We start from the raw sequence: 21,876 nt of genomic DNA, 5'->3' as shown, positions 1-21,876 counted from the left end.
GACAAAAAAGCCGTTTGCTAAAATAAAGTCGCCATTGTAACCGCCCGGCGACGGTTAATCGCGGCAACATTGCATTTGCGCTGCAATCGGTGTCAGTTACGACTGATCAGGCGCATTCTGAGCATGGGGTAAGGCTGGCCCAGACCATCGATTTCAGAGCGGCTGACAACCTCGAAACCATGCCTGCGGTAAAACCCCAATGCCTGCGTATTCTGCTCGTTGACGTCCAGCTCGCGGATATTGAACTGCTCGATTGCATGAGTCAGCAACTGCGTGCCCAGCTTCTGGCCGCGATGGTCCGGGTCGATGAACAGAATATCCAGACTGTCCTTGTGCGCACCCGCAAAGCCGGTGATGTTGAGCTGCTCATCCCTTGTACAGAACAGGGTCACACTGCCCAGATACTGCGGCAGCAGCCCCTTGAGCCGGGTGATGTAGGCGTCTGGCAGAAAGTCATGGGTGGCGCGCACCGAGCGTTCCCATACCTCGGTCATTTCCGGGTAATCATGGGTATCCGGTGTGTATAGCTGCATCTCGCGTCCTCCTTTAAGCCGGTCCTGGATAGACAACAGCCAGAGACGAAAAAGCCCTGCCGGTTAAAGGGCAGGGCTTTCGCTTGCGACCAGGGAGAGTACTTAGAGCATTTCGGCCCACAGGTCGTATTCGTCGGCATCGGTCACTCGGCACATGATCTTGTCGCCGGGCTGAACGGTGCTGCCGTCGTCCAGGCCGATGAACACGTTGCCGTCGATTTCCGGGGCGTCGAAGAAGCAGCGGCCCACGGCACCACGATCGTCGACTTCGTCGATCAGCACTTCGATCTCCTTGCCGATTTTCATCTGCAGGCGCGCAGCGCTGATTGCCTGCTGATGAGCCATGAAGCGATCCCAGCGATCCTGCTTGACGTCGTCCGGCACGATGGCCGCGTCCAGCAGATTGGCGGGCGCGCCTTCAACCGGCGAGTACTGGAAGCAGCCAACCCGGTCCAGCTGCGCTTCGGTCAGCCAGTCCAGCAGGTACTGGAAGTCTTCTTCGGTTTCGCCGGGAAAACCGACGATGAAGGTCGAGCGGATGATCAGGTCCGGGCACTGCTCACGCCAGTTCTTGATGCGCGCCAGCGTCTTGTCTTCAAAGGCCGGACGCTTCATCAGCTTGAGGATTTTCGGGCTGGCGTGCTGGAACGGGATGTCCAGGTACGGCAGGATCTTGCCCGCGGCCATCAACGGGATCAGTTCGTCGACGTGCGGGTACGGGTAGACATAGTGCAGGCGCACCCAGACACCCATCGAGCCCAGCGCCTGGCACAGCTCGGTCATGCGGGTTTTGACCGGCTGACCGTCCCAGAAACCGGTGCGGTATTTGACGTCAACGCCATAGGCGCTGGTGTCCTGGGAAATGACCAGCAGTTCCTTTACGCCGGATTTGACCAGGCGCTTGGCTTCGTCCAGTACATCACCCACCGGGCGGCTGACCAGCTTGCCGCGCATCGACGGGATGATGCAGAAGCTGCAACTGTGGTTGCAGCCTTCGGAAATTTTCAGATACGCGTAGTGGCGCGGAGTCAGTTTGACGCCTTGTGGCGGCACCAGGTCGATCAACGGATTGTGATCCTGGCGGGGCGGCACGACATCATGCACCGCGTTGACCACCTGCTCGTACTGCTGCGGGCCGGTCACCGACAGCACGCTCGGATGCACATTGCGAATGACACTCGCATCGACGCCCATGCAGCCGGTCACGATGACCTTGCCGTTTTCCTTGATGGCTTCGCCGATCACTTCCAGCGACTCGGCCTTGGCCGTATCGATGAAGCCACAGGTGTTGACCACCACCACGTCGGCGTCCTCGTAGGTCGCAACGACTTCGTAACCTTCCATGCGCAGCTGGGTCAGGATGCGTTCAGAGTCAACGAGTGCCTTTGGGCAACCCAGTGAAACGAATCCAACCTTGGGGGCGGACGGCGTGGTGACGGTGGACATGGCAAACCTCGGCGTGAAGGGCGCCCGGACGCGAAGCGCAGGCGCTGACTGGGCGCTTGCTGCGCCTCTGATCAAAAAGTGCGCAATTCTAGCGGCGAGTGGGCAGGATGACCAGCGTTTGCATGAGAATTACGACGTACGCGAGACGCAGCCAGGGCCAGCGCTTGACGAGCCGATCGCATCACGACCGGCAGTAACGCCGGCACACGCAGTGTATTGAGGGAAATAGCCGATGTTGCAAAGGGCGGCAGTGACAGTTTGAATGAAGTCCAGGCCCGACTGCGCAGGCCTGGACTGGCTGTCACATGCTCTCAGCGCCGCGGTTCATGCATCGGGCAGCCGTTGTGCTGGCTGCGAAAGCCCGCCGAGTGTTCATAGGCCGGTTTGCGCACGCGCATGACGCCGCCCAATGGACGATGCGCCTCAAGGCCATGCCACGGGCTGAATGCCATGGCTTCGTCGATTTCCTGGACGTTTTGCTCCGACCACGATGACTGGCGGGGCACATCGATTCGAGCCACGGCCACGTAAGGGCTGAGGTCTTCCGGCCAGATCGCCGAGGCGTCCTCGATCGGCATTTTTTCCAGGTCCGTGGCCAACTGGACGCGCACTTCCCAGCTGGCATCGTGTTCAAGAAAGAACGCTTTGACTGCTTCGCGCAGACCGTCCGGGTTGTCTTTCAGGTCCACAGCCTTGTCGGTCAGTGCAATCAATTCGGCGCAGACCGGCACGACACTGAGTTTGGCGTAGTAGGGGCCGTACAGAAACGGTACGACGGTGTAGAACGTCTCGCCCAGGATGTGGGTCATCGGGTGCCCGCCGAGACTTCTCAGTGTGCCACTTTCGCCTCCGGCAGACTCGATCACCGACTCGATGCCACGCAGGACGGCAGACAGCGCGCGTTTCATGCTCGGCGCCTTGTCGGTGGTCTTGGCCAGCAACTTCAGGGTCTTCAAGAACGCTTTGGGGTCCTTGGCAGTAAACGCCTTGGCGTTTTGCATGACAAAGTCCTGGGTGGTTGCCTCTGCGCTGCCGGGCAAGCGCGGGCCTTCGACGCCGACCAGTTTGATGGCCAGGCCTCGAGGCGTTGATACCTTGTCGTCGAGGATGTCGCCCGGGTTGGTCGAGAAGCGCATGACCACCGGGAAGTTGCCGGGCCTGGCGAAGGCACCCTGGGCCAATGGCTCGGGCAGGTCGCCGTACACTTGAATCTGACCGTGGAGCAAGCCGTGAGCCTTGGCATGCACACTGCGAATGGCGTGCCCTGTATCTTGATAAGTGGTCTCGAGGATGGAATGCATGGCTTCGACCAGCTCTTTGCTGGTCTGCGCTTCATCATCCGGAACGACTTCAAATGAGGGCTGGAAGGGTAAAGGCTGGACAGTCAGGTTTTGTGTGGTCATCAGAGCATCTCGGTCAGAGGTAATCAGGGGGCCCGGGCGTCGATGCGGTTCTTGAAGACCCCTGATGCGGCAGGCTTAACTAATGACCGGCCGATATTTTTGTCGTTCCATGAGAAACGCTGCCTCGAAAAACGCCTTCATCAGGCAGTGATCAAGGCGTGGTGGCAGGCCGGGTCGTTGCGACGATCTGCGTTTCACCAAGAATTACGACGAGTGCTGCGTTATGCTTCGCGCCATCGCGCCGAGGCATGTCAATGTCTGGCTGAATCTGAATTGTTACGCCTTGTGATGTTCTCAGTGTTGAACCTCATGTCTGGTTTCCGGGAGTAGTGGATGAGTCAAGCAAACAGTCATGCGGAGGCCGGAGGCGCTGCCAAGCCCATCGGGCTGCTGATCGCCGCGGTAGGGGTGGTTTACGGCGACATCGGCACCAGTCCGCTGTACACCCTCAAGGAGGTGTTTCAGGGTGGTTACGGTGTGGACGTGACCCATGACGCGATTCTCGGCGTGCTGTCGCTGATCTTCTGGTCGCTGATCTGGGTGGTTTCGTTCAAGTACATGGCGTTCGTCCTGCGTGCCGATAACCAGGGTGAGGGCGGCATCATGGCGCTGATGGCCCTGGCGCGGCGCGCTTCGGCCAAGCATCCCCGGCTGCAAATGATGATGGTGGTATTCGGCCTGTTCGGCGCCGCATTGTTCTACGGTGACAGCATGATCACCCCTGCGGTTTCGGTGTTGTCGGCGATGGAAGGGCTGGAGCTGGCGTTCGATGGCCTCGATCACTGGATCGTGCCCATGGCGCTGATTGTGCTGGTGGGGCTGTTTCTGATTCAGCGTCATGGCACCGCGCGTATCGGTGTGCTGTTCGGCCCGGTCATGGTGACCTGGTTTCTGGTGCTCGGTGCGCTGGGGGTCTACGGCATCATGCAGTCGCCGGAAGTGCTGAAAGCGGTCAACCCGGCATGGGGCGTGAATTTCTTCATTATCCATCCGGGCATTGGTGTGGCCATTCTGGGGGCTGTGGTGCTTGCCCTGACCGGTGCCGAGGCGCTGTATGCCGACATGGGTCACTTCGGTCGCAAGCCGATTTCACGCGCGTGGTTCATCCTTGTGCTGCCTGCGCTGCTGCTCAACTATTTCGGTCAGGGTGCGCTGGTGCTGGGCAATCCTGAAACGGTTCGTAACCCGTTCTACCTGCTGGCGCCGGGCTGGGCGCTGCTGCCACTGATCGGCCTGTCGACGATGGCGACCATCATCGCCTCGCAAGCGGTGATCTCCGGCGCCTTCTCGATGACGCTGCAGGCGATCCAGCTGGGCTACATTCCGCGCATGCACATCCAGCACACCTCCAGCGACGCGCAAGGCCAGATCTACATTGGTGCCGTCAACTGGGCGCTGATGGCGGGTGTGATTCTGCTGGTGATCGGCTTCGAATCGTCTGGCGCGCTGGCGTCTGCCTACGGCGTCGCGGTGACCGGGACCATGCTCTGCACCACCATTCTGGTGTCGACGGTCATGCTGATGCTCTGGAAATGGCCGCCATTGCTGGCTGTTCCGTTGCTGATCTGCCTGCTGCTGGTGGACGGTCTGTTCTTCGCGGCCAACGTGCCGAAGATCTTCCAGGGCGGGGCCTTCCCGGTACTGGCGGGCGCGGTGTTGTTTATCCTCATGACCACCTGGAAGCGCGGCAAGCAGTTGCTCGCGGAGCGAATCGACGAGGGCGGCCTGCCATTGCCGATCTTCATCGGCAGCATTCGCGTCCAGCCGCCGCACCGGGTACAGGGCACGGCAGTGTTCCTGACTGCACGTTCGGATGCCGTACCCCATGCGCTGTTGCATAACATGCTGCACAACCAGGTGTTGCACGAGCAAGTGGTGCTGTTGACGGTGGTGTATGAAGACTCGCCGCGTGTGCCGTCCGCTCAGCGCTTCGAAGTCGAATCCTATGGCGAAGGCTTCTATCGGGTGATCCTGCACTTCGGCTTTATCGATGAGCCCGATGTACCGGCTGCGCTGGCCCTGTGTCACTTGCCGGAGCTGGACTTCAGTCCCATGCGCACCACGTACTTCCTCAGCCGCGAGACCGTGATCCCGTCCAAGATGGATGGCATGGCTCGCTGGCGTGAAGCGTTGTTCGCCTTCATGCTCAAGAACGCCAACGGCAACCTGCGCTTCTTCAAGCTGCCATTCAACCGGGTGATCGAGTTGGGTACCCAAGTGGAGATGTAAACGTTGGCCGGGTTGCCCGGCAGCGCAGATAAAAAAATCCCGGCCACCTCACGGTGCCGGGATTTTTTTGTCGCAGACTGTGGCGTTACTGAGCGGCAGTCTTGCCCTGACGCTTGTTGATCGCGTCGATCAGACGTTTGGCCAGTGCCGGATAGTCCTCATCGAAGTGGTGACCGCCTGGCAATTGAACCGCCTCGCCGACGGCGGTGGTGTCAGTGCAACCACTGTCTTTCTTCTCTTCGACGCCGTAAACGCAGAACACCTTGGCGGCTGGCAGCTTGGCCATTTCCTGTCCGGTGGTGGCTTCCTTGCCTGCGTTGCCAAGCCAGCCGTCGACGTGAATCTCGAAGCTGCCAGTGCGCGCGAAGGCCAGCAGAATGATCGCGTCGACCCGATTCTGATCGTCTGCGGCCAGGCGATTGTAGATAGCCGGCATGACGTCAGCACCGAACGAGTAGCCCGCCAGAATGAAGCGCTTGGTGCCCCACTTCTGACGGTAGTGGTTCATCAGGTCGGTGAGGTCGACGGCGGTCTGTTCCGGCGTCTTGTGTTCCCAGTAGTAGCGCAGTACGTCGATGCCCACCACCGGGTAGCCCATCTTGGCCATGTCGCCGGCCACGACCTTGTCCAGGTCGCGCCATCCGCCGTCACCGGACATGAACAGCGTCACGGTGTCGGAAGGCTGGCTGGCCGGAACTTCGACCGTCGGTATGCCCAGTCCGCCACTGTCATTCTCGCCGAGCAACAGATGACGAAGTTCGGTATTGAGCACCTGAGGCAACGGGATGTCGTAGTCGCTGATGCTGGTGTCGGCGTTGCTCTGATCGCGCACGAAGGCTGCGCTCGGATCATCCGGCGCGTCGTTCCAGGCGGCCAGCCAGTGACCGTGCGCAGCCTTCTGCGGCAGCGGCACGTCGCAGATCTGCGGCGGCTTTTCGTCCTCTTCCACAACGGGCGGCGGATTAGACACGTGCTCGAGCGCAAAACCTACCGAAATGGCCTGCGCCTGGTCATCGGTCTGCCCGGCCAGCCAGCGCCAGGCCAGGGTTGCGCCCGGGCCTATGCCACCGACGACCTTTGCCGGGCCGTCGAGCTTCGTCAGAGCGTCCTGAAAGGTCTTCTGTTGCAGAACGCAGTCGTCCTTGGGCAGCACCACCTGAATGATGCGTGCCGACGCATCCTTGCTGATCGCCAGCAATTGCTTGTCGCTCAGCATGTCTTCAGCGGTGACGGCCAGTGCGATACGGGTCTTGATGCTGGTGGCCGGCGTTACGCTGGTCAGCGGCGCGCCCCCGTCAAGGTTCGAGTGTTCCAGTGATGCGGGCGGAGCGGGGCGGGTCCAGACCCAGACCCCCAGCGCTACGATTAAAAGAACAATTACCAGAGCTGCGAGCAAAAGGCGCCAGGAGCGTCGAATCATCAGCGTTTCACCAATCCAGTCAGGCCGCCCGCAATCAGGGCGGCGGTGTCAGCCAGTGCCACGAGCGGATCGAGTCCGGCAGGCACGGCCATATAACGAGGTTCCCAATCGGGCTGGAACTTGTCCTTGAAGCGACGCAGCCCCTGGAAGTTGTACAGCTGTTCGCCACGGCGGAAGATCATCGAACCCAGACGCTGGGTGATGGGTGCGCCACGTCGTGGCTGCAGGCCCGACAAAGGCACCATGCCCAGGCTGAAGCGCGCGTAGCCCTGGGCTTTGTAATGCAGAATCAGGCCGACCATCATGAATTCCATGGTCAGCTTGGGTGCATCCGGGTGGGAGCGCATCAGGTCCAGGCTGGCCAGTTCCGGGCTGGTGGTTTCCAGCAGGTTGGAGAACGCGACCGGCTTGCCCTGGAAGTGCACGATGGCAATGCGGAAGTACTTCAGGTACTCAGTGCTGAAACGGCCCAGCGAAAAGCCTTTTTCGCGGACATTCTTGCCCGTCAGCCAGGCGTCGGAAATCACTTTCAGCTCGTCGATCGGCGCCTGGCCCGGTTCGTAGATCTCCAGCGAAAGACCGTCGCGGCCACCCCGGTTCCAGGTGTAACGCAGGTCTTTCATCTCCTTGCCCTTGGCGTCGATGTCGAAGCGATGCAGGTCGACGCGCGCTTCTTCACCCAGCTTGATGGCGGTGAGACCGATGTCCATGTAGAACGGCAGATTTTCTGCACGTACCTGATAGAACACCGGGCGCGCATGGTGCACGTCGCACAGGTCGCGGAACTGCCAGATCAGCTCGGCACGCTGTTGTGTGGGGCCGATCGGGTCGTAAAGTGCTACCAGACTGCGGCCGCGATGCGAGTACATCAGGAACGCATTGCCGGCCGGATGGAACAGGATCGCCTTGTCGCCGGTGAGCACCAGGCCGCCATCGGGCTGTTTGGAGGCCTTGAGGATCTCGGCCGCCTTGTCCAGATCCGCGGCGTCGGGCAGCTTGATGACCGGTCTGGCAGTACGCAGTAACCAGGTCAGCGAAACCACGACCAGCAGCACGGCGCTGCCGAGCGCCGAACGCAGGCCGCGCGGGGCGTCTGCATCGAGGGTGAACTGCCACCACAACTGGTGACTGTAGGGCACGTCCTGATAGGCGAACAGCAGCAGCCAGATCGAGGCGCCGACCACACAGATGCTGGCAATCAGGTAGACCGGCGAGAACGGCAGCTCCAGCAGGCGGCTTGGACGGTAGAACGAACGGCGGAAGGTCAGCAGCAGGCAGGCGGTCAGCAGCAGCATGCTGGCTTCTTCCCAGTCGAAGCCCTTGAGTATCGACAGCACTGCACCTACCAGCAGCAGGATAGAGGTCAGCATCCAGGCAGCCGACAGCCGGCGACGCAGGCCCTGGGCGAGCAGCAGGCACAGCACGCCCACCAGACTGGCTCCAAAGTGCGACGCATCGATCAGTCGATGCGGGATCATGAAGCCGACGTTTTCCAGACGGGTATCGATTTCAGGGGTGGCACCAGAGAAGAGCAGCACCACCCCCGACAAGAAAACCAGTAGTGCCAGAATCGGTGCCGCCAGTCCTGAGGCGACGCGCATGGCCTGCCTGGTCGGCAGCAGGCGCTGAGCCTCGGTGAACAGCAGGGTAAGGCAGGCCAGCAGCAGCGGCAGGATCACGTAGATCAGGCGGTACAGCAGCAGTGCAGCGGCGAGCGGCGCGGCACCCAGTTCGTTGGCAAAGGCTGCGAGCAGAATCGCCTCGAACACGCCGACGCCACCAGGCACATGGCTGAGCACGCCAGCAGCGAGCGCCAGCAGGTAGATAAGGATGAATGCACCCAGCGGCGGCGCATGCGGCAGCAGCAGGTACAACACCATCGCTGCGGCGGCGACGTCCAGCGCGGTGATCACCAGCTGAATCAGCGTCAGCTTCAAATCCGGCAGGCGCAAGGTGCGACGACCGAGACGAACCAGAATATTGTGCGGGATGTCCTGTTCCGGCAGGCGTCGACGGTAGATTAACACCGCCAGCAGCAGGCTGCCGATCAACACCGCTGTAGCGACTACAGCCAGCACGTCGACGGGAAGCTTGAGGGCCAGTGACGCGCCTGACAGGTTGCTCAGCGTGGCCAGTGCAGCCAGCGGCGGCAGCGCACAGCCCAGTGACAGGCTGGCGAACACGGTCATGCGGGCGATTTCAATTGCGCCTACGCCATGGCGTGAATAAAGCCTGTAGCGCACCGAGCCACCGGACAGCATCGACAGGCCGACCGCATTGCCGATGGCAAATGAGGTGAAGCCGCCGAGAAGCAGCGTCTTGATAGGCAGGTCGACATTGGCGTATCGACTGGCGGACAGTTCATAGCCCATCAGAATGATATAGCCGACGATTGCCGCGAGCAGCGCACCGCCCAGGGCGGGCAGGGGGACTGCGAACAGCGAGTCGTGCAGCGCATACCAGTCCATTTCGACCAGCATGTGGCGGCAGGCTATAAGGGCCAGGCTGAACAACAGCAGCATCACCGCCAGCCCGATGGGCTGTCGGTATTTGCTCAGCAGCTCCCGCCAGTTATGGCGCGGTGGGCTGACGGGTTGCTCTGCATCAATGGTTTCATTGGAATCGGACATGTTGTCGCGCATCAATCACTCCTTGGATCGTGCGCGACAGGATGGAGGTATGCAGCCAAGTTACCAATCCCTACGCAGAAAATATTTCAGGATGTTAGCGCGTCAACGTCTAACGAGCGAATGGCGAATCGAGCCGGGTGATGCTGTTCAGCTACGGTTCAGTCGTGATTCAGCTTAGTAACACCTATCGGCAGCGCACGCAAAAACTGTCGTAAATGCACGCATTACGTTACAGATGTGATGATAGGGTTTCAAAGGGCTTTGGAAATAGTCTTTTTTGTCAGACAGTTAGCCGTTGCCCGCGCTACTTTTTTACCGGAAACAAAAAAGGCCACTCTTTCGAGTAGCCTTTCTTGATGTTTGGTTGCGGGAGCCGGATTTGAACCGACGACCTTCGGGTTATGAGCCCGACGAGCTACCAGACTGCTCCATCCCGCGTCTGTGTGGCGGCATTCTACAGCCGAACGCTGAAGTGTCAACCCTTAATCCGCAAAGCATGCAAATGAATAGCAGATTGTGCACATTGTGCACGCTCTATAGCCAAGGCAGAGGGCCACGGCGGCGTGCAGGTCAGGGCTTGAGAAGAGGGCTTTTCAGGCACGCACAAAAAAGGCCACTCTTTCGAGTAGCCTTTTCTGATGTTTGGTTGCGGGAGCCGGATTTGAACCGACGACCTTCGGGTTATGAGCCCGACGAGCTACCAGACTGCTCCATCCCGCGTCTGTGTGGCGGCATTCTACAGAGAGATGACGAGGTGTCAATGGTTAGTTTTAAAAAAGTGCTTTTTCTTCAAACGCTTAGCGGATCCAAGTGATCGATCTGCACGGCATCGGCGCTTGCATGACGGGGCTTTGCAGCTGTTTCGGTCATGCGTGATGGGCTTTTGACTACTTTTCGTGGCGGCCTTTCGCATCATTGGATGTTACTTGGCGGCACGAATGAGATACTGCCCGGCCATTGATTGCAAAATCCCATCAGGTCATGACGCAGCGCAAAATCATCCACATCGACTGTGACTGCTTTTATGCAGCCATTGAAATGCGTGACGAGCCCGACCTCGCCGGCAAACCGTTGGCGGTAGGCGGCTCTGCGGAGCGGCGCGGGGTGATTGCGACCTGTAATTACGAGGCGCGCGCCTATGGCGTGCGTTCGGCCATGTCGTCCCGGCATGCGCTCAAGCTCTGCCCGGACCTGACCATCGTCAAGCCGCGCATGGATGCCTATAAAGAAGCATCGCGGGAAATCCACACGATCTTTCGCGATTACACCGACCTGATAGAGCCGCTGTCTCTGGATGAGGCCTTTCTGGATGTGTCCGAGGCCGGGCACTTTTCCGGCAGCGCCACGCGCATCGCGCAGGACATCCGTCGTCGGGTCTCGAATCAATTGCACATCACCGTGTCGGCGGGCGTTGCGCCCAACAAGTTTCTCGCCAAGATCGCCAGCGACTGGAAAAAGCCCAACGGGTTGTTCGTCATTACGCCAGATCAGGTCGAGGAATTCGTCGCTTCCCTGCCAGTCACCAAGCTTCATGGCGTAGGCAAAGTCACCGCAGACAAACTCGGCCGGCTGGGTATCGTCGACTGCGCCGACCTGCGAAGCCGCAGCAAGCTCGCGCTGGTCCGGGAGTTCGGCAGCTTCGGTGAGCGCCTCTGGAGTCTGGCGCACGGCATTGATGACCGACCGGTGCAGAATGACAGCCGACGTCAGTCAGTCAGCGTTGAAAATACCTACGACACGGATCTGCCTGATCTGGCGGCCTGCCTGGAAAAGCTGCCCGACCTGCTGGAAACCTTGAGTGGCAGGATGGCCAGAATGGAAGGGCAGTACCGGCCCGGCAAGCCGTTCGTCAAGGTGAAGTTTCATGACTTTACGCAGACGACTCTGGAGCAGTCCGGAGCCGGAAGGGATCTGGGCAGTTATGAACAGTTGCTGGCTCAGGCGTTCGCCCGCGGTGGCAAGCCGGTCAGGTTGCTGGGCATAGGCGTGCGCCTGCACGACCTGCGTGCAGCCCATGAGCAGCTGGAATTGTTCTCTCGACAATGACTGGCCGCGGTTAAACGCCGCGGCCTTTCATGTTGCGGGATTTTTTTACTGGCTCTGGGCAGGAACGGCGACCAGGCGGCCAGCGTCTCTGGCGAGCGATTTGAGAAATTCACCCTGCAGTTGCGGGTCGTTGCGCGTCAGTTCGATCAGGTTCTGTTCCAGCTCGCTGGCTTCTTCTTCCAGCCCCATGTCAGAAAGACGTTTGACGCGATGCACCCACTGGCTGACCTCATCATCTTCAAGGTCGTCGTAGATCAGGGCGTGCGCCTCCAGCAACTTGCCGCGTAGCGAATGGCTGATTGGCAAACTGGCGCTCGTGTGCGCGCTGTCCTGATCGTCTTCGACATTGATATAAATGCGCGTGATGCGGCTCAGGTCCTGTTCGGCAAACGGACTGTCCAGCAGGTTCAGGCGCAGGATGCCGTTGCGGTCAGTGCTCATTTCGTGAGTTTCATTGCCAGCCTTGACCATCACCGGGCGTTCATTCCAGGGCAGGGTGGAGTTCTCGATCCGCTTGTCCTTCTGAACCTCGTCGATGCTCGCCAGATTCTGCTCGGCGCGACCGTGGGACGGGGCGTTCATGAACGGGTTCAGACCTGCCACGCCATAGTGAATCCAGTCCTTGGTCATGCTTTCCGGCAGATTACCCAGCGCAAACACGTTGACCACGTTAGCCCCGACACCTGCGACAACAGCGACTGCGCCGAGCGGGATCTCGTAGACCTCCCGCCACGGTTGGTAAGGCGTATAGCGGTCATAGTGGCGGGTGACTTCAAAGTCGGTGACCTCGAACGATTTGTGCTCGTGAATCCGCACGCGGCGTTGCGGCAACTCCAGTGTCTTGGGTTCGCCGATATCGACTTGCAGGGTGTGTTCGAGCAGTTTGCGTTCGACTCGCTCCTCGTGCTCGCTGCGCTGAGAGAGCTGGTTGGCACAGCCGCCGACGAGAAATGAGCCGCACAGAACGGCGCTGCCGAGGCTTAGGGTGCTTCGTTTGAGCATGGGATCTCTGATGCGGATTGGGCGAGTGAAGAGCGGCGCACCTGCGAGCAGGTGCGCACGTTGACTCAGCGGTTCACTTTGCCCTGGATGAACGACAGCACGTCCGCGACCGCAATGGCTTGAGGTTGCGATTCGGTACGGCTCTTGTATTCCAGATTACCTTCGGCCAGGCCTCGGTCGCTGACCACGATACGGTGCGGGATACCGATCAGTTCCATGTCGGCGAACTTGATGCCCGGGCTGGTCTTCTTGTCGCGGTCGTCGAGCAGTACTTCAAAACCGGCAGCCGTCAGGTCGGCGTAGAGTTTGTCCGTCGCTTCACGAACGGCGTCCGTCTCGTAGCGCAGCGGGACCAGCGCAATCTGGAACGGCGCGAGGGTGTCGTTCCAGATGATGCCGTTTTCGTCGCTGTTCTGTTCGATGGCAGCGGCAACCACTCGGGAAACACCGATGCCGTAGCAACCCATCGCCAGATTGACCGGCTTGCCGTTTTCACCCAGCACCTGGCACTTCATCGCTTCGCTGTACTTGGTGCCCAGCTGGAAGATGTGACCCACTTCGATGCCGCGCTTGATTTCCAGCGTGCCCTTGCCGTCCGGGCTTGGGTCGCCCGCAACCACGTTGCGCAGGTCGGCAACGGTCGGAACCGGCAGATCGCGCTCCCAGTTGACGCCGAAATAGTGTTTGTCGTCGATGTTGGCGCCGACACTGAAGTCGCTCATCAGCTCGACAGAGCGGTCGATGATGCACGGCAGTGGCAGGTTCAATGGGCCCAGTGAGCCCGCGCCTGCGCCGATGGCGTCGCGCAGTTCGGCTTCGGACGCCATGACCAGCGGGTTGGCGACCTGTTCCAGCTGACTGGCCTTGATTTCATTGAGCTCATGATCGCCGCGGATGATCAGGGCGATCAGCTTGCCTTCTTCGGCAGCATGCACCACCAGGGTCTTGACGGTTTTCTCGATTGGCAGACCGAAACCTTCGACCAGTTGGGCGATGGTCTTGGTGTTCGGCGTGTCGATCAGACGCAGCTCTTCGGTCGCGGCAGGGCGCGTCTTCTCGCGAGGAATCGCCTCGGCCTTTTCGATGTTGGCTGCGTAATCGGAGCCGTCGCTGAACACGATATCGTCTTCGCCGGATTCGGCCAGTACGTGGAATTCGTGCGAGCCTGCGCCACCAATCGAGCCGTTATCCGCTTCGACCGGGCGAAACTTCAGGCCCAGTCGGGTAAAGATGTTGCTGTACGCCAGATGCATGCGGTCGTAGGTGACCTGCAGCGATTCTTGATCGGCATGGAACGAGTAGGCGTCTTTCATGACGAACTCGCGTCCACGCATCAGGCCGAAGCGTGGGCGGATCTCGTCACGGAATTTGGTCTGGATCTGGTACAGGTTGATCGGCAGCTGTTTATAGCTGTTGAGCTCATTGCGTGCCAGATCGGTGATGACTTCTTCGTGGGTCGGGCCCAGGCAGAACTCACGGTTGTGGCGGTCGACCAGACGCATCAGCTCCGGGCCATACTGCTCCCAGCGTCCGGATTCCTGCCACAGTTCTGCGGGTTGAATGCCGGGCATCAGAATTTCGAGTGCGCCTGCGGCGTCCATTTCTTCACGAACGATGGCTTCGACCTTGCGCAGTACGCGCAGGCCCATCGGCAGCCAGGTGTAGAGGCCGGAGGCCAGCTTGCGAATCATGCCGGCGCGCAGCATCAGCTGATGGCTGACCACGACCGCATCGGAAGGGGTTTCTTTCTGTGTGGCGAGCAAAAATTGACTGGTGCGCATGGTTGGCCGTTGTCGGTTGCTGAGACAGGAAATGACCTGGCATTGTACGGCGCTGTGCAGGTCGCGTACAGGGCGGGGCTGGCTTGCATGTGGCGTTGGAGTGCTTTCTTGGGGGCATGAAAAAGCCCGGCATGTGCCGGGCTTCTTCTATTAACGAGTGCTGAGCGGTGATTACAGGATCGAGATCGGGTAATCGACGATCAGGCGGAACTCGTTGACGTCGCCATCTGCCTGGGCATCGTTACCACGGTGCCATGCCTGACGCATACGGAAGGACAGGTCTTTGGCCGGGCCAGTCTGTACAACGTATTTGGCTTCAAGGTTGGTTTCGTGGTGCTTGCCGTCAGCTCCATACATGTTGGCATAGGCACTGGACGCGTCTACTTTGGTGCCATCAATGTTGTCACCGTTGAGGTAGCGTGTCATGAAGCTCAGGCCAGGAACGCCGTAAGGCGTCATGTTCAGGTCGTAGCGCACTTGCCACGATTTCTCGCCTGGGCCGTTGAAGTCAGAGTACTGAACGGAGTTGGCCAGGAAAATAGAGTCGCCGCCACGATTGTTGTCGCCTATACCGATATAGTCGAACGGCGTATCGCCGTCGACTTTCTGGTACGCAACGGTAATGGTATGCGCTGCCAGGAACGAATAAGCCGCCGACGCCGAGTAAGTGGTGTTGTTAATCGACCCAGCTTTAGCGCTGCCTTCGTCAAGGGTGCGGTACAGGTTGACGTCGAAAGCCAGTGACTGATCATTCCCCAAAGGCAATGCATAGTTCACGTTACCGTAGTACTGATCCCAGATGTCTTCGAGTTTGGCTGCATAGAAAGCCACGCCCAAACCATCGGTCACTGCGTACTTGCCGCCAACAAAATCTGCACTGCTGGCTTTCAGGCCGTTGAAGCCGTTTGCGTAAGTTGCCCAGATGCTGCCGTCGTGACTCGTGTCATCCTGGCTTGTGCCCGAGTAGAAGTGTCCTGCTTCAAGATCAAGACCTGCAATCTCACTGCTTTGCAGGCTTAGACCGCTAGCGGTTTGAGGTAGCAGGCGTGATCCGCCAACCGCAAATACTGGACTGGTAGGCTGCATGTCGCCGATTTTCAATTCAGTCTTCGATACGCGGAATTTTACAGCGCCGCCCAGCTTGCCCTGCGTAGCCTCGTTATCACCATTGGCGTCAGTGACCAGGTTTCCAGAGCCTGAGTATTTGTCGAGACCCCAAAGCCTGAGGCCTCCATAGCCGAATGCCTCAACGCCTACACCGATGGTGCCTTGAGTGTAGCCGGTACTGAAGTTGGCCCAGATGCCTTGGGTCCAGTCTTTGTCACTGCGACCGCCTGGAGCAGGGTTGTTTTTCTTGTCACGGTTGTAATAGTAATTGCGCAACTTCAGGTCAAGCGTGCTGCCTTCCACAAAGCCCTTGGCATCAGCCTGATCGCTGACGAAAGGTGCGGCTGTTGCCATTTGGGCGCTGGCTGCCGTAACGGCCAGTGCGATTGCGCTCCACTTCATCACTCTCATCGTGATTGCTCCTTTGGTTTTTAGAAGATTTGTCTGCCGTCCCACCTGTTTTTTTATCTGGGCGGCTCTTTCTATTTTTGTCGGCGGAATCTATATCACGCTGACTTGGGTTGCTATAGCTACAGCCTTATCCTTTCAGAATCTTTACGACGCGCAGCCGAGTTAGCCTGTAGTGGCATTCTGCACCTTGTCTGATTGATCAAAGTGCGGTCCGTCACAGCGTCCCTCAGGGTCGCAAGCCTTGTTTCCCTTGATTCTGCCACCCCTGTTTTCCGCCAGGGGTGCCTTGATCATATGGGTGATAAAGCAACAAGCGTGCACAAAGTTTCCGAAAATGAAAAAATTTTGTGAAAAATCAGAATCAGGATCGCATTTTTGCTCTATCTACATGTTTTTGTTAGCCATTTTTATTTTTTAAAAATACCTGTGGCTTTTCCTCGCCAAGGATGAACGCTGCCCTGATTCCCCAAAACGTTACCGGTATCGGCTCACGTTGAGTAGAAAACGAATCCGCTTTGTTGCTGTCGCAACAGCAGTGTGTGATTTTGGTGCAGTCCTTATCGGATTCGCCTAAACCTGGAGCATTGCTCTGGTGGCGGTCATGGTGAGGCAGTGGATGTTTCATTTTCATGTACGTCAGGCAGGCAATTGTAAGGCACTGGTTCAACGTGTGGCTGTTTGCAGCGGGATCTGCCGTCATTCAGTGGCGTCAAATTGGTGCGGCGACCGTTGTGGTGGGTGCATTCTGGTGCATAGGTGAAGCCTCACGCGAAGCCTAGTATCCTGCCTGCCTATCGCAGCACCCTGCCACAGGCAGGGCAGGTGCATTTACCTGGCAGTCAGGAGCTTTTTATCGTGTTCGTTCTGGATTCCCGTCTTCAACAAGACACCCTGCCGATTGGCGACTTTCCGTTGTGCCGGTTACTGCTCTCCAACGACAGTCACTACCCATGGTTCATTCTGGTGCCGCGTCGGGCTGAGATCACTGAAGTCTTTCAGCTGAGCGCTGCAGATCAGGTGCAGTTGTGGCAGGAGACGACTGCACTGTCCAGGGTGCTGAACGAGCTCTTCGATGCGGATAAAATCAACGTTGCCGCCTTGGGGAACGTGGTGAGCCAGCTGCATATGCACGTCATCGTGCGCAAGCGTGACGATGCCGCCTGGCCTGCGCCCGTGTGGGGCAAGCAGGCTGCCATCGCTTATACTGACGAACAGTTCTCGGCAATCCGCCAGCAACTGAAGCCGGTACTGACAAATGATTTCCGATTTGAGGAGGAGCAATCATGAGCCTTGAAGAGCGAGTCATGGAGCTTGAAAGCCGTATGGCCTTTCAGGACGATACGATCCAGGCGCTCAATGACGTGCTGGTAAAGCAGCGGCGCGAGCTTGATCATCTGCAACTGCAGATGGCGGCGATGCTCAAGCGTCAGGAGGAAATGGGCAGTCAGTTCGAGACCTTCGAGGAAGATGCGCCGCCACCTCACTATTGATCGGCTGGCATAAAAAAACCGCGACTTCCGTCAGGAGGTCGCGGTTTTTTGTTGCTTGAAACAATCAGCGGCGGGGCAGGGCTGCAATGACATCTTCGGCCTGCAGGCCTTTGTCGCGGTTCATCACGGAAAATTCGACGCGTTGCCCCTCGACCAGTACGCGATGACCCTCACCGCGAATGGCACGAAAATGCACAAAAATATCGTCGCCGGAATCCCGGGAGATGAAGCCGAAGCCCTTGGAGGTGTTGAACCACTTTACGGTGCCAGTATCACGATTCCCCATGTCGTGGCTTTGCGGCGCGGACGAGGGCGTGTAAGACCTGTAAAAGCTGACGCCCAGGTGCAAGGCGACGGCTGCGATGGCGACAGCCAGGCTCACCAGAATGGCGGGTTGACCTGCGATGCCGGGTAGAGGAACAAGCAAGGTTAGCGTTTGTACGATTACCGCAATGACAAGCAGTGCACTGACCAGATTTTGCAGATTATGACGCGGGCCTCGATTCCAGTAAGGAATGACCGGAGCGAGTATCAGGTTAAGCAGCCCTAGAAAAGCCAAGCAGATCGCGTCAGGATTTTGCAGGTAGAGAGATGCCGCTTCACTACGCAGGCTAGGTATGAAAGAGAGCAACAGGGCTGCTGCTCCCGTTACCAGATGGACGATTTTCAACATTTTAAAAAGCTCACATGCAAGAAGGATTACAAGAAATAGCTGGTAACGTCCGGTACGCTTCTGAACAAGATGAGGCGTGATGCACGAACGCTGGGCCGGCCTATGTGCCAGCGCTGAATGACAACTCGTTGGCGACACGCCGTGTATTTAACAGCAAAGCCTGATCCTACTCAAATCAGCAATCGATAATGGTGCCGGTGCCTGTCCGTCCCTGGCATCACGTTGTCCTTTAGTACCTCTGCACATGCTGAAACAGAGCGCTCTGGCGGATTTTGCTGATTATTCTTCAATTTTCTGCTCCTGGCAGCCCGCTGCGAACACGCAGGAGTCGCCGTGGTATTGGCGTGAGTCGCTGCCAGCAGCCAGCGTCGTACCAACGGAAAGCTGCGCCATTCGGGTTCTCTTGATAGAGTAGCGGTCTTTACTGCTTTTCAATCCTCACCAAAAGGGCATGAAACATGGCAATCGATATCGGTATCAGTGAAGAGGATCGCAAATCGATCGTGGACGGTCTGTCGCATCTGCTGTCGGATACTTATGTGCTTTACCTCAAGACTCACAACTTTCACTGGAATGTCAGCGGGCCGATGTTTCGCACGCTGCATTTGATGTTTGAAGAACAGTATAACGAACTGGCACTGGCGGTTGATTCCATCGCCGAGCGTATTCGTGCTCTGGGCTTTCCGGCGCCGGGTACTTATTCGACGTATGCGCGCCTGTCTTCCATCAAGGAAGAAGAAGGCGTACCAAGCGCTGAAGATATGATCAAAAGTCTGGTGCAGGGTCAAGAGGCAGTTGTCCGTACCGCTCGTAGTATCTTTCCTCTTCTGGACAAGGTAAGTGACGAGCCGACAGCTGATCTGCTGACGCAACGCATGCAGGTGCATGAGAAAACGGCCTGGATGTTGCGCTCGATGCTCGAGTCTAAGTAACGGCCAGGGGCGAGTGGCTTCAAGTGCCACCCGTCCCGCTCCTGAACTGTTGATCCCCCGCCGTATCTGGTACTTCCTGTACCTGCCTTCATTGCGCAATCGCTCCGGCAATTCAAGGCCCTGCAGTCGCGCGTTGTGCTGCAGTTCTCCTCGCTTTTATTGGCGGCTCCTTCAAGGTTAATAACGCTATTCCGCTGTTTCCTGTAGCCATCTCCTACAGTGACAAAGTGTAGGGGCTTCTGGCTATAAAATCGTCAATCATGTTTTATACATCGGGACATTTATTTGTTTTTGAATATTTCTTTTGGTGTTTAAAACTCAATGATTCGAAGGTGACGGTTATGATGTTACGAAGTGCTGAGCGAGAGCTTAAGTTGCTGCATCGGGAGGTGGAAATACGCCATGACCCTTTTGTCGAGGATTTCAATATGACGCTGGCGCAACCACACTCCAAATCCGTTCGGCTTAACGGTCTGGCTACGTGCCTGCGTCTGGAGAACGTGTACTGGAACATTCTTTCAGGTATCGCCAGTTCCAATGAGTGCTCTGTCAATGCGGTACTGTCCTACATTGATCGGGAGGTTCACTTGCGGTACGGGGGCGTAAAGAATTTCAGTGGTTTGATTCGTGTTGTCTGTGTGGCGCATCTTTTGAAGGGCGACTGCCTGGAAAATTCCCACGTCTAGCATAGCTTTATCCTCATTCCTGTGGGCCCGCTCAGGTGTGCCTGCGCTTTCCCCCGCAGCGCGAGTGAACGGCTCGGCTGCGCGGGGTGGTCACGAACTTATCCGGTCGTTAATAGGTTCGTCCGGCTGCACGGTGCCAATTAACTCTATATAATCCTCCGTCTTGCTAGCGGGCGTGACTCTGCGTGGGTCAGGGCTGGCTTTGGCCTTGTGCCGGTGCCTTGTACCTCTGAGCGCAAGCCAGGAGCGAAATCGCCACCGAATTCGAATTACGAGAAGTGAAAACACCATCATGATGCGCAGCCATTATTGCGGCCAACTGAACGAGAGTCTGGAAGGCCAGGAAATTACCCTTTGCGGATGGGTCCACCGTCGTCGTGACCACGGGGGCGTTATCTTCCTCGATATCCGCGACCGTGAAGGCATGGCTCAAGTCGTGTTCGACCCTGATCGGGCCGACAGTTTCGCTGCCGCTGATCGCGTGCGCAGCGAGTACGTGGTCAAGGTCGTGGGCAAGGTTCGTGCTCGTCCGGCAGGTGCCGTGAATGCGAACATGGCGTCAGGCGCCATCGAGGTTCTGGGTTACGAGCTTGAGGTGTTGAATGAGTCCGAAACGCCGCCGTTCCCTCTGAATGAGTATTCCGACGTCGGCGAGGAAACACGCCTGCGTTATCGCTTCATCGACCTGCGCCGTCCGGAAATGGCCGAGAAGCTGCGTCTGCGTTCGCGTATCACTACCAGTATCCGTCGCTATCTGGATGACAACGGCTTCCTCGACGTCGAGACGCCGATCCTGACCCGCGCCACACCAGAAGGCGCTCGCGACTATCTGGTTCCAAGCCGCACACACCCGGGCAGCTTCTTCGCCCTGCCGCAATCGCCTCAGCTGTTCAAGCAACTGCTGATGGTCGCCGGCTTCGATCGCTACTACCAGATCGCCAAGTGCTTCCGCGACGAGGACCTGCGTGCCGACCGTCAGCCGGAATTTACCCAGATCGACATCGAAACCAGCTTCCTCAATGAAGAGGACATCATCGGTCTGACCGAGAGGATGGTTCGTCAGTTGTTCAAGGAAGTCCTGGACCTGGAGTTCGGTGATTTCCCGCACATGACCTTTGAAGAGGCCATGCGCCGCTACGGTTCCGACAAACCGGACCTGCGCAACCCGCTGGAACTGGTGGATGTTGCCGATCAGCTCACCGGCGTGGAATTCAAGGTGTTCAGCGGCCCGGCCAACGACCCCAAGGGGCGCGTTGCCGCACTGCGTGTACCGGGCGCCGCCAGCATGGCGCGCAGCCAGATCGACGACTACACCAAGTTCGTCAGCATCTATGGTGCCAAGGGGCTGGCCTACATCAAGGTCAACGAGCGCGCGAAGGGGCCGGAAGGCTTGCAGTCGCCGATCGTCAAGTTCATCCCGGAAGACAACCTGAACGTCATCCTCGATCGCGTTGGTGCGGTTGATGGCGACATCGTCTTCTTCGGTGCGGACAAGTTCAAGATCGTCAGCGAGGCCCTTGGCGCGCTGCGCATCAAGATCGGTAATGACCTCAAGCTGCACACTTGCGAGTGGGCACCGATGTGGGTCGTTGACTTCCCGATGTTCGAAGAAAACGACGACGGCAGCTTCACCGCCTTGCACCACCCCTTCACGGCACCCAAGTGCACGCCTGAAGAGCTGGAAGCCAACCCGGCGACCGCGCTGTCCCGTGCCTACGACATGGTGCTCAACGGCACCGAACTGGGCGGCGGTTCGATCCGTATCCATCGCAAGGAAATGCAACAGGCGGTCTTCCGTCTGCTGGGCATTGCCGAAGACGAGCAGCAGGAGAAGTTCGGCTTCCTGCTCGATGCCTTGAAATATGGTGCGCCACCGCACGGTGGTCTGGCTTTCGGTCTGGACCGTCTGGTAATGCTGATGACCGGCGCGCAATCGATTCGTGAAGTGATCGCGTTCCCGAAAACCCAGAGCGCGGCTGATGTCATGACCCAGGCGCCTGGCGTTGTCGATGCCAAAGCGTTGCGCGAGCTGCACATCCGTCTGCGCGAGCAGCCAAAGGCCGAGTGATGCCGGGCAGGGCGTATCA

15 protein-coding genes, 2 tRNA genes and 1 pseudogene are annotated in these 21,876 nt (G+C 58.4%); 7 read left to right on the top strand and 11 right to left on the bottom strand.

From position 1 onward, the window contains the following. Positions 1-92: 92 nt before the first annotated feature. From QRN50_RS07140 to QRN50_RS07130, 3 genes are all read right to left on the bottom strand, one after another. Positions 93-533 (bottom strand): GNAT family N-acetyltransferase, encoded by a 441-nt coding sequence (locus QRN50_RS07140; RefSeq protein ID WP_004406183.1) that lies wholly within the window; start codon positions 531-533, stop codon positions 93-95. A gap of 102 nt (positions 534-635) precedes the next feature. Continuing rightward, positions 636-1,979 carry a 30S ribosomal protein S12 methylthiotransferase RimO gene (gene rimO, locus QRN50_RS07135; protein WP_058398526.1) on the bottom strand — a complete coding sequence of 448 codons (1,344 nt, stop codon included), beginning with the start codon at positions 1,977-1,979 and terminating at the stop codon, positions 636-638. Between the two features lie 311 nt (positions 1,980-2,290). Further along, positions 2,291-3,382: a catalase family protein gene (locus tag QRN50_RS07130; RefSeq protein WP_024641887.1), complete on the bottom strand. Its 1,092-nt coding sequence runs from the start codon at positions 3,380-3,382 to the stop codon at positions 2,291-2,293. A gap of 333 nt (positions 3,383-3,715) precedes the next feature. On the opposite strand from QRN50_RS07130, the gene QRN50_RS07125 reads away from it, so the two are divergent. Then, complete coding sequence (locus QRN50_RS07125) at positions 3,716-5,611, top strand: potassium transporter Kup (protein WP_004406174.1); 1,896 nt, start codon at positions 3,716-3,718, stop codon at positions 5,609-5,611. Positions 5,612-5,696: 85 nt separating this feature from the next. On the opposite strand, the gene QRN50_RS07120 is transcribed toward QRN50_RS07125, so the two are convergent. The 4 genes and pseudogenes from QRN50_RS07120 to QRN50_RS07105 all read right to left on the bottom strand — a co-directional run bounded on the left by QRN50_RS07120 (position 5,697) and on the right by QRN50_RS07105 (position 10,381). Then, on the bottom strand, positions 5,697-7,031 hold the full coding sequence (locus tag QRN50_RS07120; RefSeq protein WP_004406171.1) for a virulence factor family protein: 1,335 nt from the start codon (positions 7,029-7,031) through the stop codon (positions 5,697-5,699). After that, positions 7,031-9,648, bottom strand: a pseudogene (gene mprF, locus QRN50_RS07115) (bifunctional lysylphosphatidylglycerol flippase/synthetase MprF). The gene QRN50_RS07120 and the pseudogene mprF overlap by 1 nt, the downstream one beginning before the upstream one ends. 374 nt (positions 9,649-10,022) lie before the next feature. Continuing rightward, a tRNA-Met gene (locus tag QRN50_RS07110) sits at positions 10,023-10,099 on the bottom strand. Positions 10,100-10,304: 205 nt separating this feature from the next. After that, positions 10,305-10,381, bottom strand: a tRNA-Met gene (locus tag QRN50_RS07105). Between the two features lie 261 nt (positions 10,382-10,642). Between QRN50_RS07105 and dinB the strand changes: the two genes are divergently transcribed. After that, positions 10,643-11,707 (top strand): DNA polymerase IV, encoded by a 1,065-nt coding sequence (gene dinB / locus QRN50_RS07100; protein ID WP_004406165.1) that lies wholly within the window; start codon positions 10,643-10,645, stop codon positions 11,705-11,707. A 45-nt stretch (positions 11,708-11,752) separates the two neighbouring features. Here the strand turns inward: dinB and QRN50_RS07095 are convergent, their stop codons facing one another. The 3 genes from QRN50_RS07095 to QRN50_RS07085 all read right to left on the bottom strand — a co-directional run bounded on the left by QRN50_RS07095 (position 11,753) and on the right by QRN50_RS07085 (position 16,008). Then, positions 11,753-12,709: a lipoprotein gene (locus tag QRN50_RS07095; RefSeq protein ID WP_003390980.1), complete on the bottom strand. Its 957-nt coding sequence runs from the start codon at positions 12,707-12,709 to the stop codon at positions 11,753-11,755. 65 nt (positions 12,710-12,774) lie between these two features. Next, the gene (locus QRN50_RS07090; protein ID WP_057457345.1) at positions 12,775-14,490 is read right to left on the bottom strand and encodes a proline--tRNA ligase; all 1,716 of its coding nucleotides are present in this window, start codon (positions 14,488-14,490) and stop codon (positions 12,775-12,777) included. A 171-nt stretch (positions 14,491-14,661) separates the two neighbouring features. Then, positions 14,662-16,008 carry an OprD family porin gene (locus QRN50_RS07085; RefSeq protein ID WP_024639923.1) on the bottom strand — a complete coding sequence of 449 codons (1,347 nt, stop codon included), beginning with the start codon at positions 16,006-16,008 and terminating at the stop codon, positions 14,662-14,664. A gap of 855 nt (positions 16,009-16,863) precedes the next feature. Between QRN50_RS07085 and QRN50_RS07080 the strand changes: the two genes are divergently transcribed. Together QRN50_RS07080 and QRN50_RS07075 are read left to right on the top strand one after the other, a co-directional pair. Next, complete coding sequence (locus QRN50_RS07080; protein ID WP_004406157.1) at positions 16,864-17,295, top strand: HIT domain-containing protein; 432 nt, start codon at positions 16,864-16,866, stop codon at positions 17,293-17,295. After that, positions 17,292-17,498: a SlyX family protein gene (locus QRN50_RS07075; protein ID WP_003364741.1), complete on the top strand. Its 207-nt coding sequence runs from the start codon at positions 17,292-17,294 to the stop codon at positions 17,496-17,498. The genes QRN50_RS07080 and QRN50_RS07075 overlap by 4 nt, the downstream gene beginning before the upstream one ends. Positions 17,499-17,562: 64 nt before the next feature. On the opposite strand, the gene QRN50_RS07070 is transcribed toward QRN50_RS07075, so the two are convergent. Beyond that, positions 17,563-18,171, bottom strand: coding sequence for a cold-shock protein (locus QRN50_RS07070; RefSeq protein WP_004406145.1), 609 nt, complete (start codon positions 18,169-18,171; stop codon positions 17,563-17,565). A gap of 458 nt (positions 18,172-18,629) precedes the next feature. Here QRN50_RS07070 and QRN50_RS07065 point away from each other — a divergent pair, with 458 nt between their 5' ends. The 3 genes from QRN50_RS07065 (at position 18,630) to aspS (ending at position 21,857) form a co-directional block, all read left to right on the top strand. Beyond that, positions 18,630-19,103: a Dps family protein gene (locus QRN50_RS07065; RefSeq protein ID WP_003314356.1), complete on the top strand. Its 474-nt coding sequence runs from the start codon at positions 18,630-18,632 to the stop codon at positions 19,101-19,103. A 341-nt stretch (positions 19,104-19,444) separates the two neighbouring features. After that, positions 19,445-19,789, top strand: a complete 345-nt coding sequence (locus tag QRN50_RS07060; RefSeq protein WP_004406139.1) for a ribbon-helix-helix domain-containing protein — start codon at positions 19,445-19,447, stop codon at positions 19,787-19,789. A 292-nt stretch (positions 19,790-20,081) separates the two neighbouring features. Further along, entirely contained in the window at positions 20,082-21,857 is a 1,776-nt protein-coding gene (gene aspS, locus QRN50_RS07055; protein WP_096127284.1) for an aspartate--tRNA ligase, read from the top strand. Positions 21,858-21,876 lie beyond the last annotated feature (19 nt).

This window comes from Pseudomonas sp. MEJ108 (assembly GCF_030208985.1).
GTDB lineage: Bacteria > Pseudomonadota > Gammaproteobacteria > Pseudomonadales > Pseudomonadaceae > Aquipseudomonas > Aquipseudomonas fragariae.
Note: the sequence above shows the minus strand (reverse complement) of the source record. Positions and strands in the feature narration are given on the sequence as shown.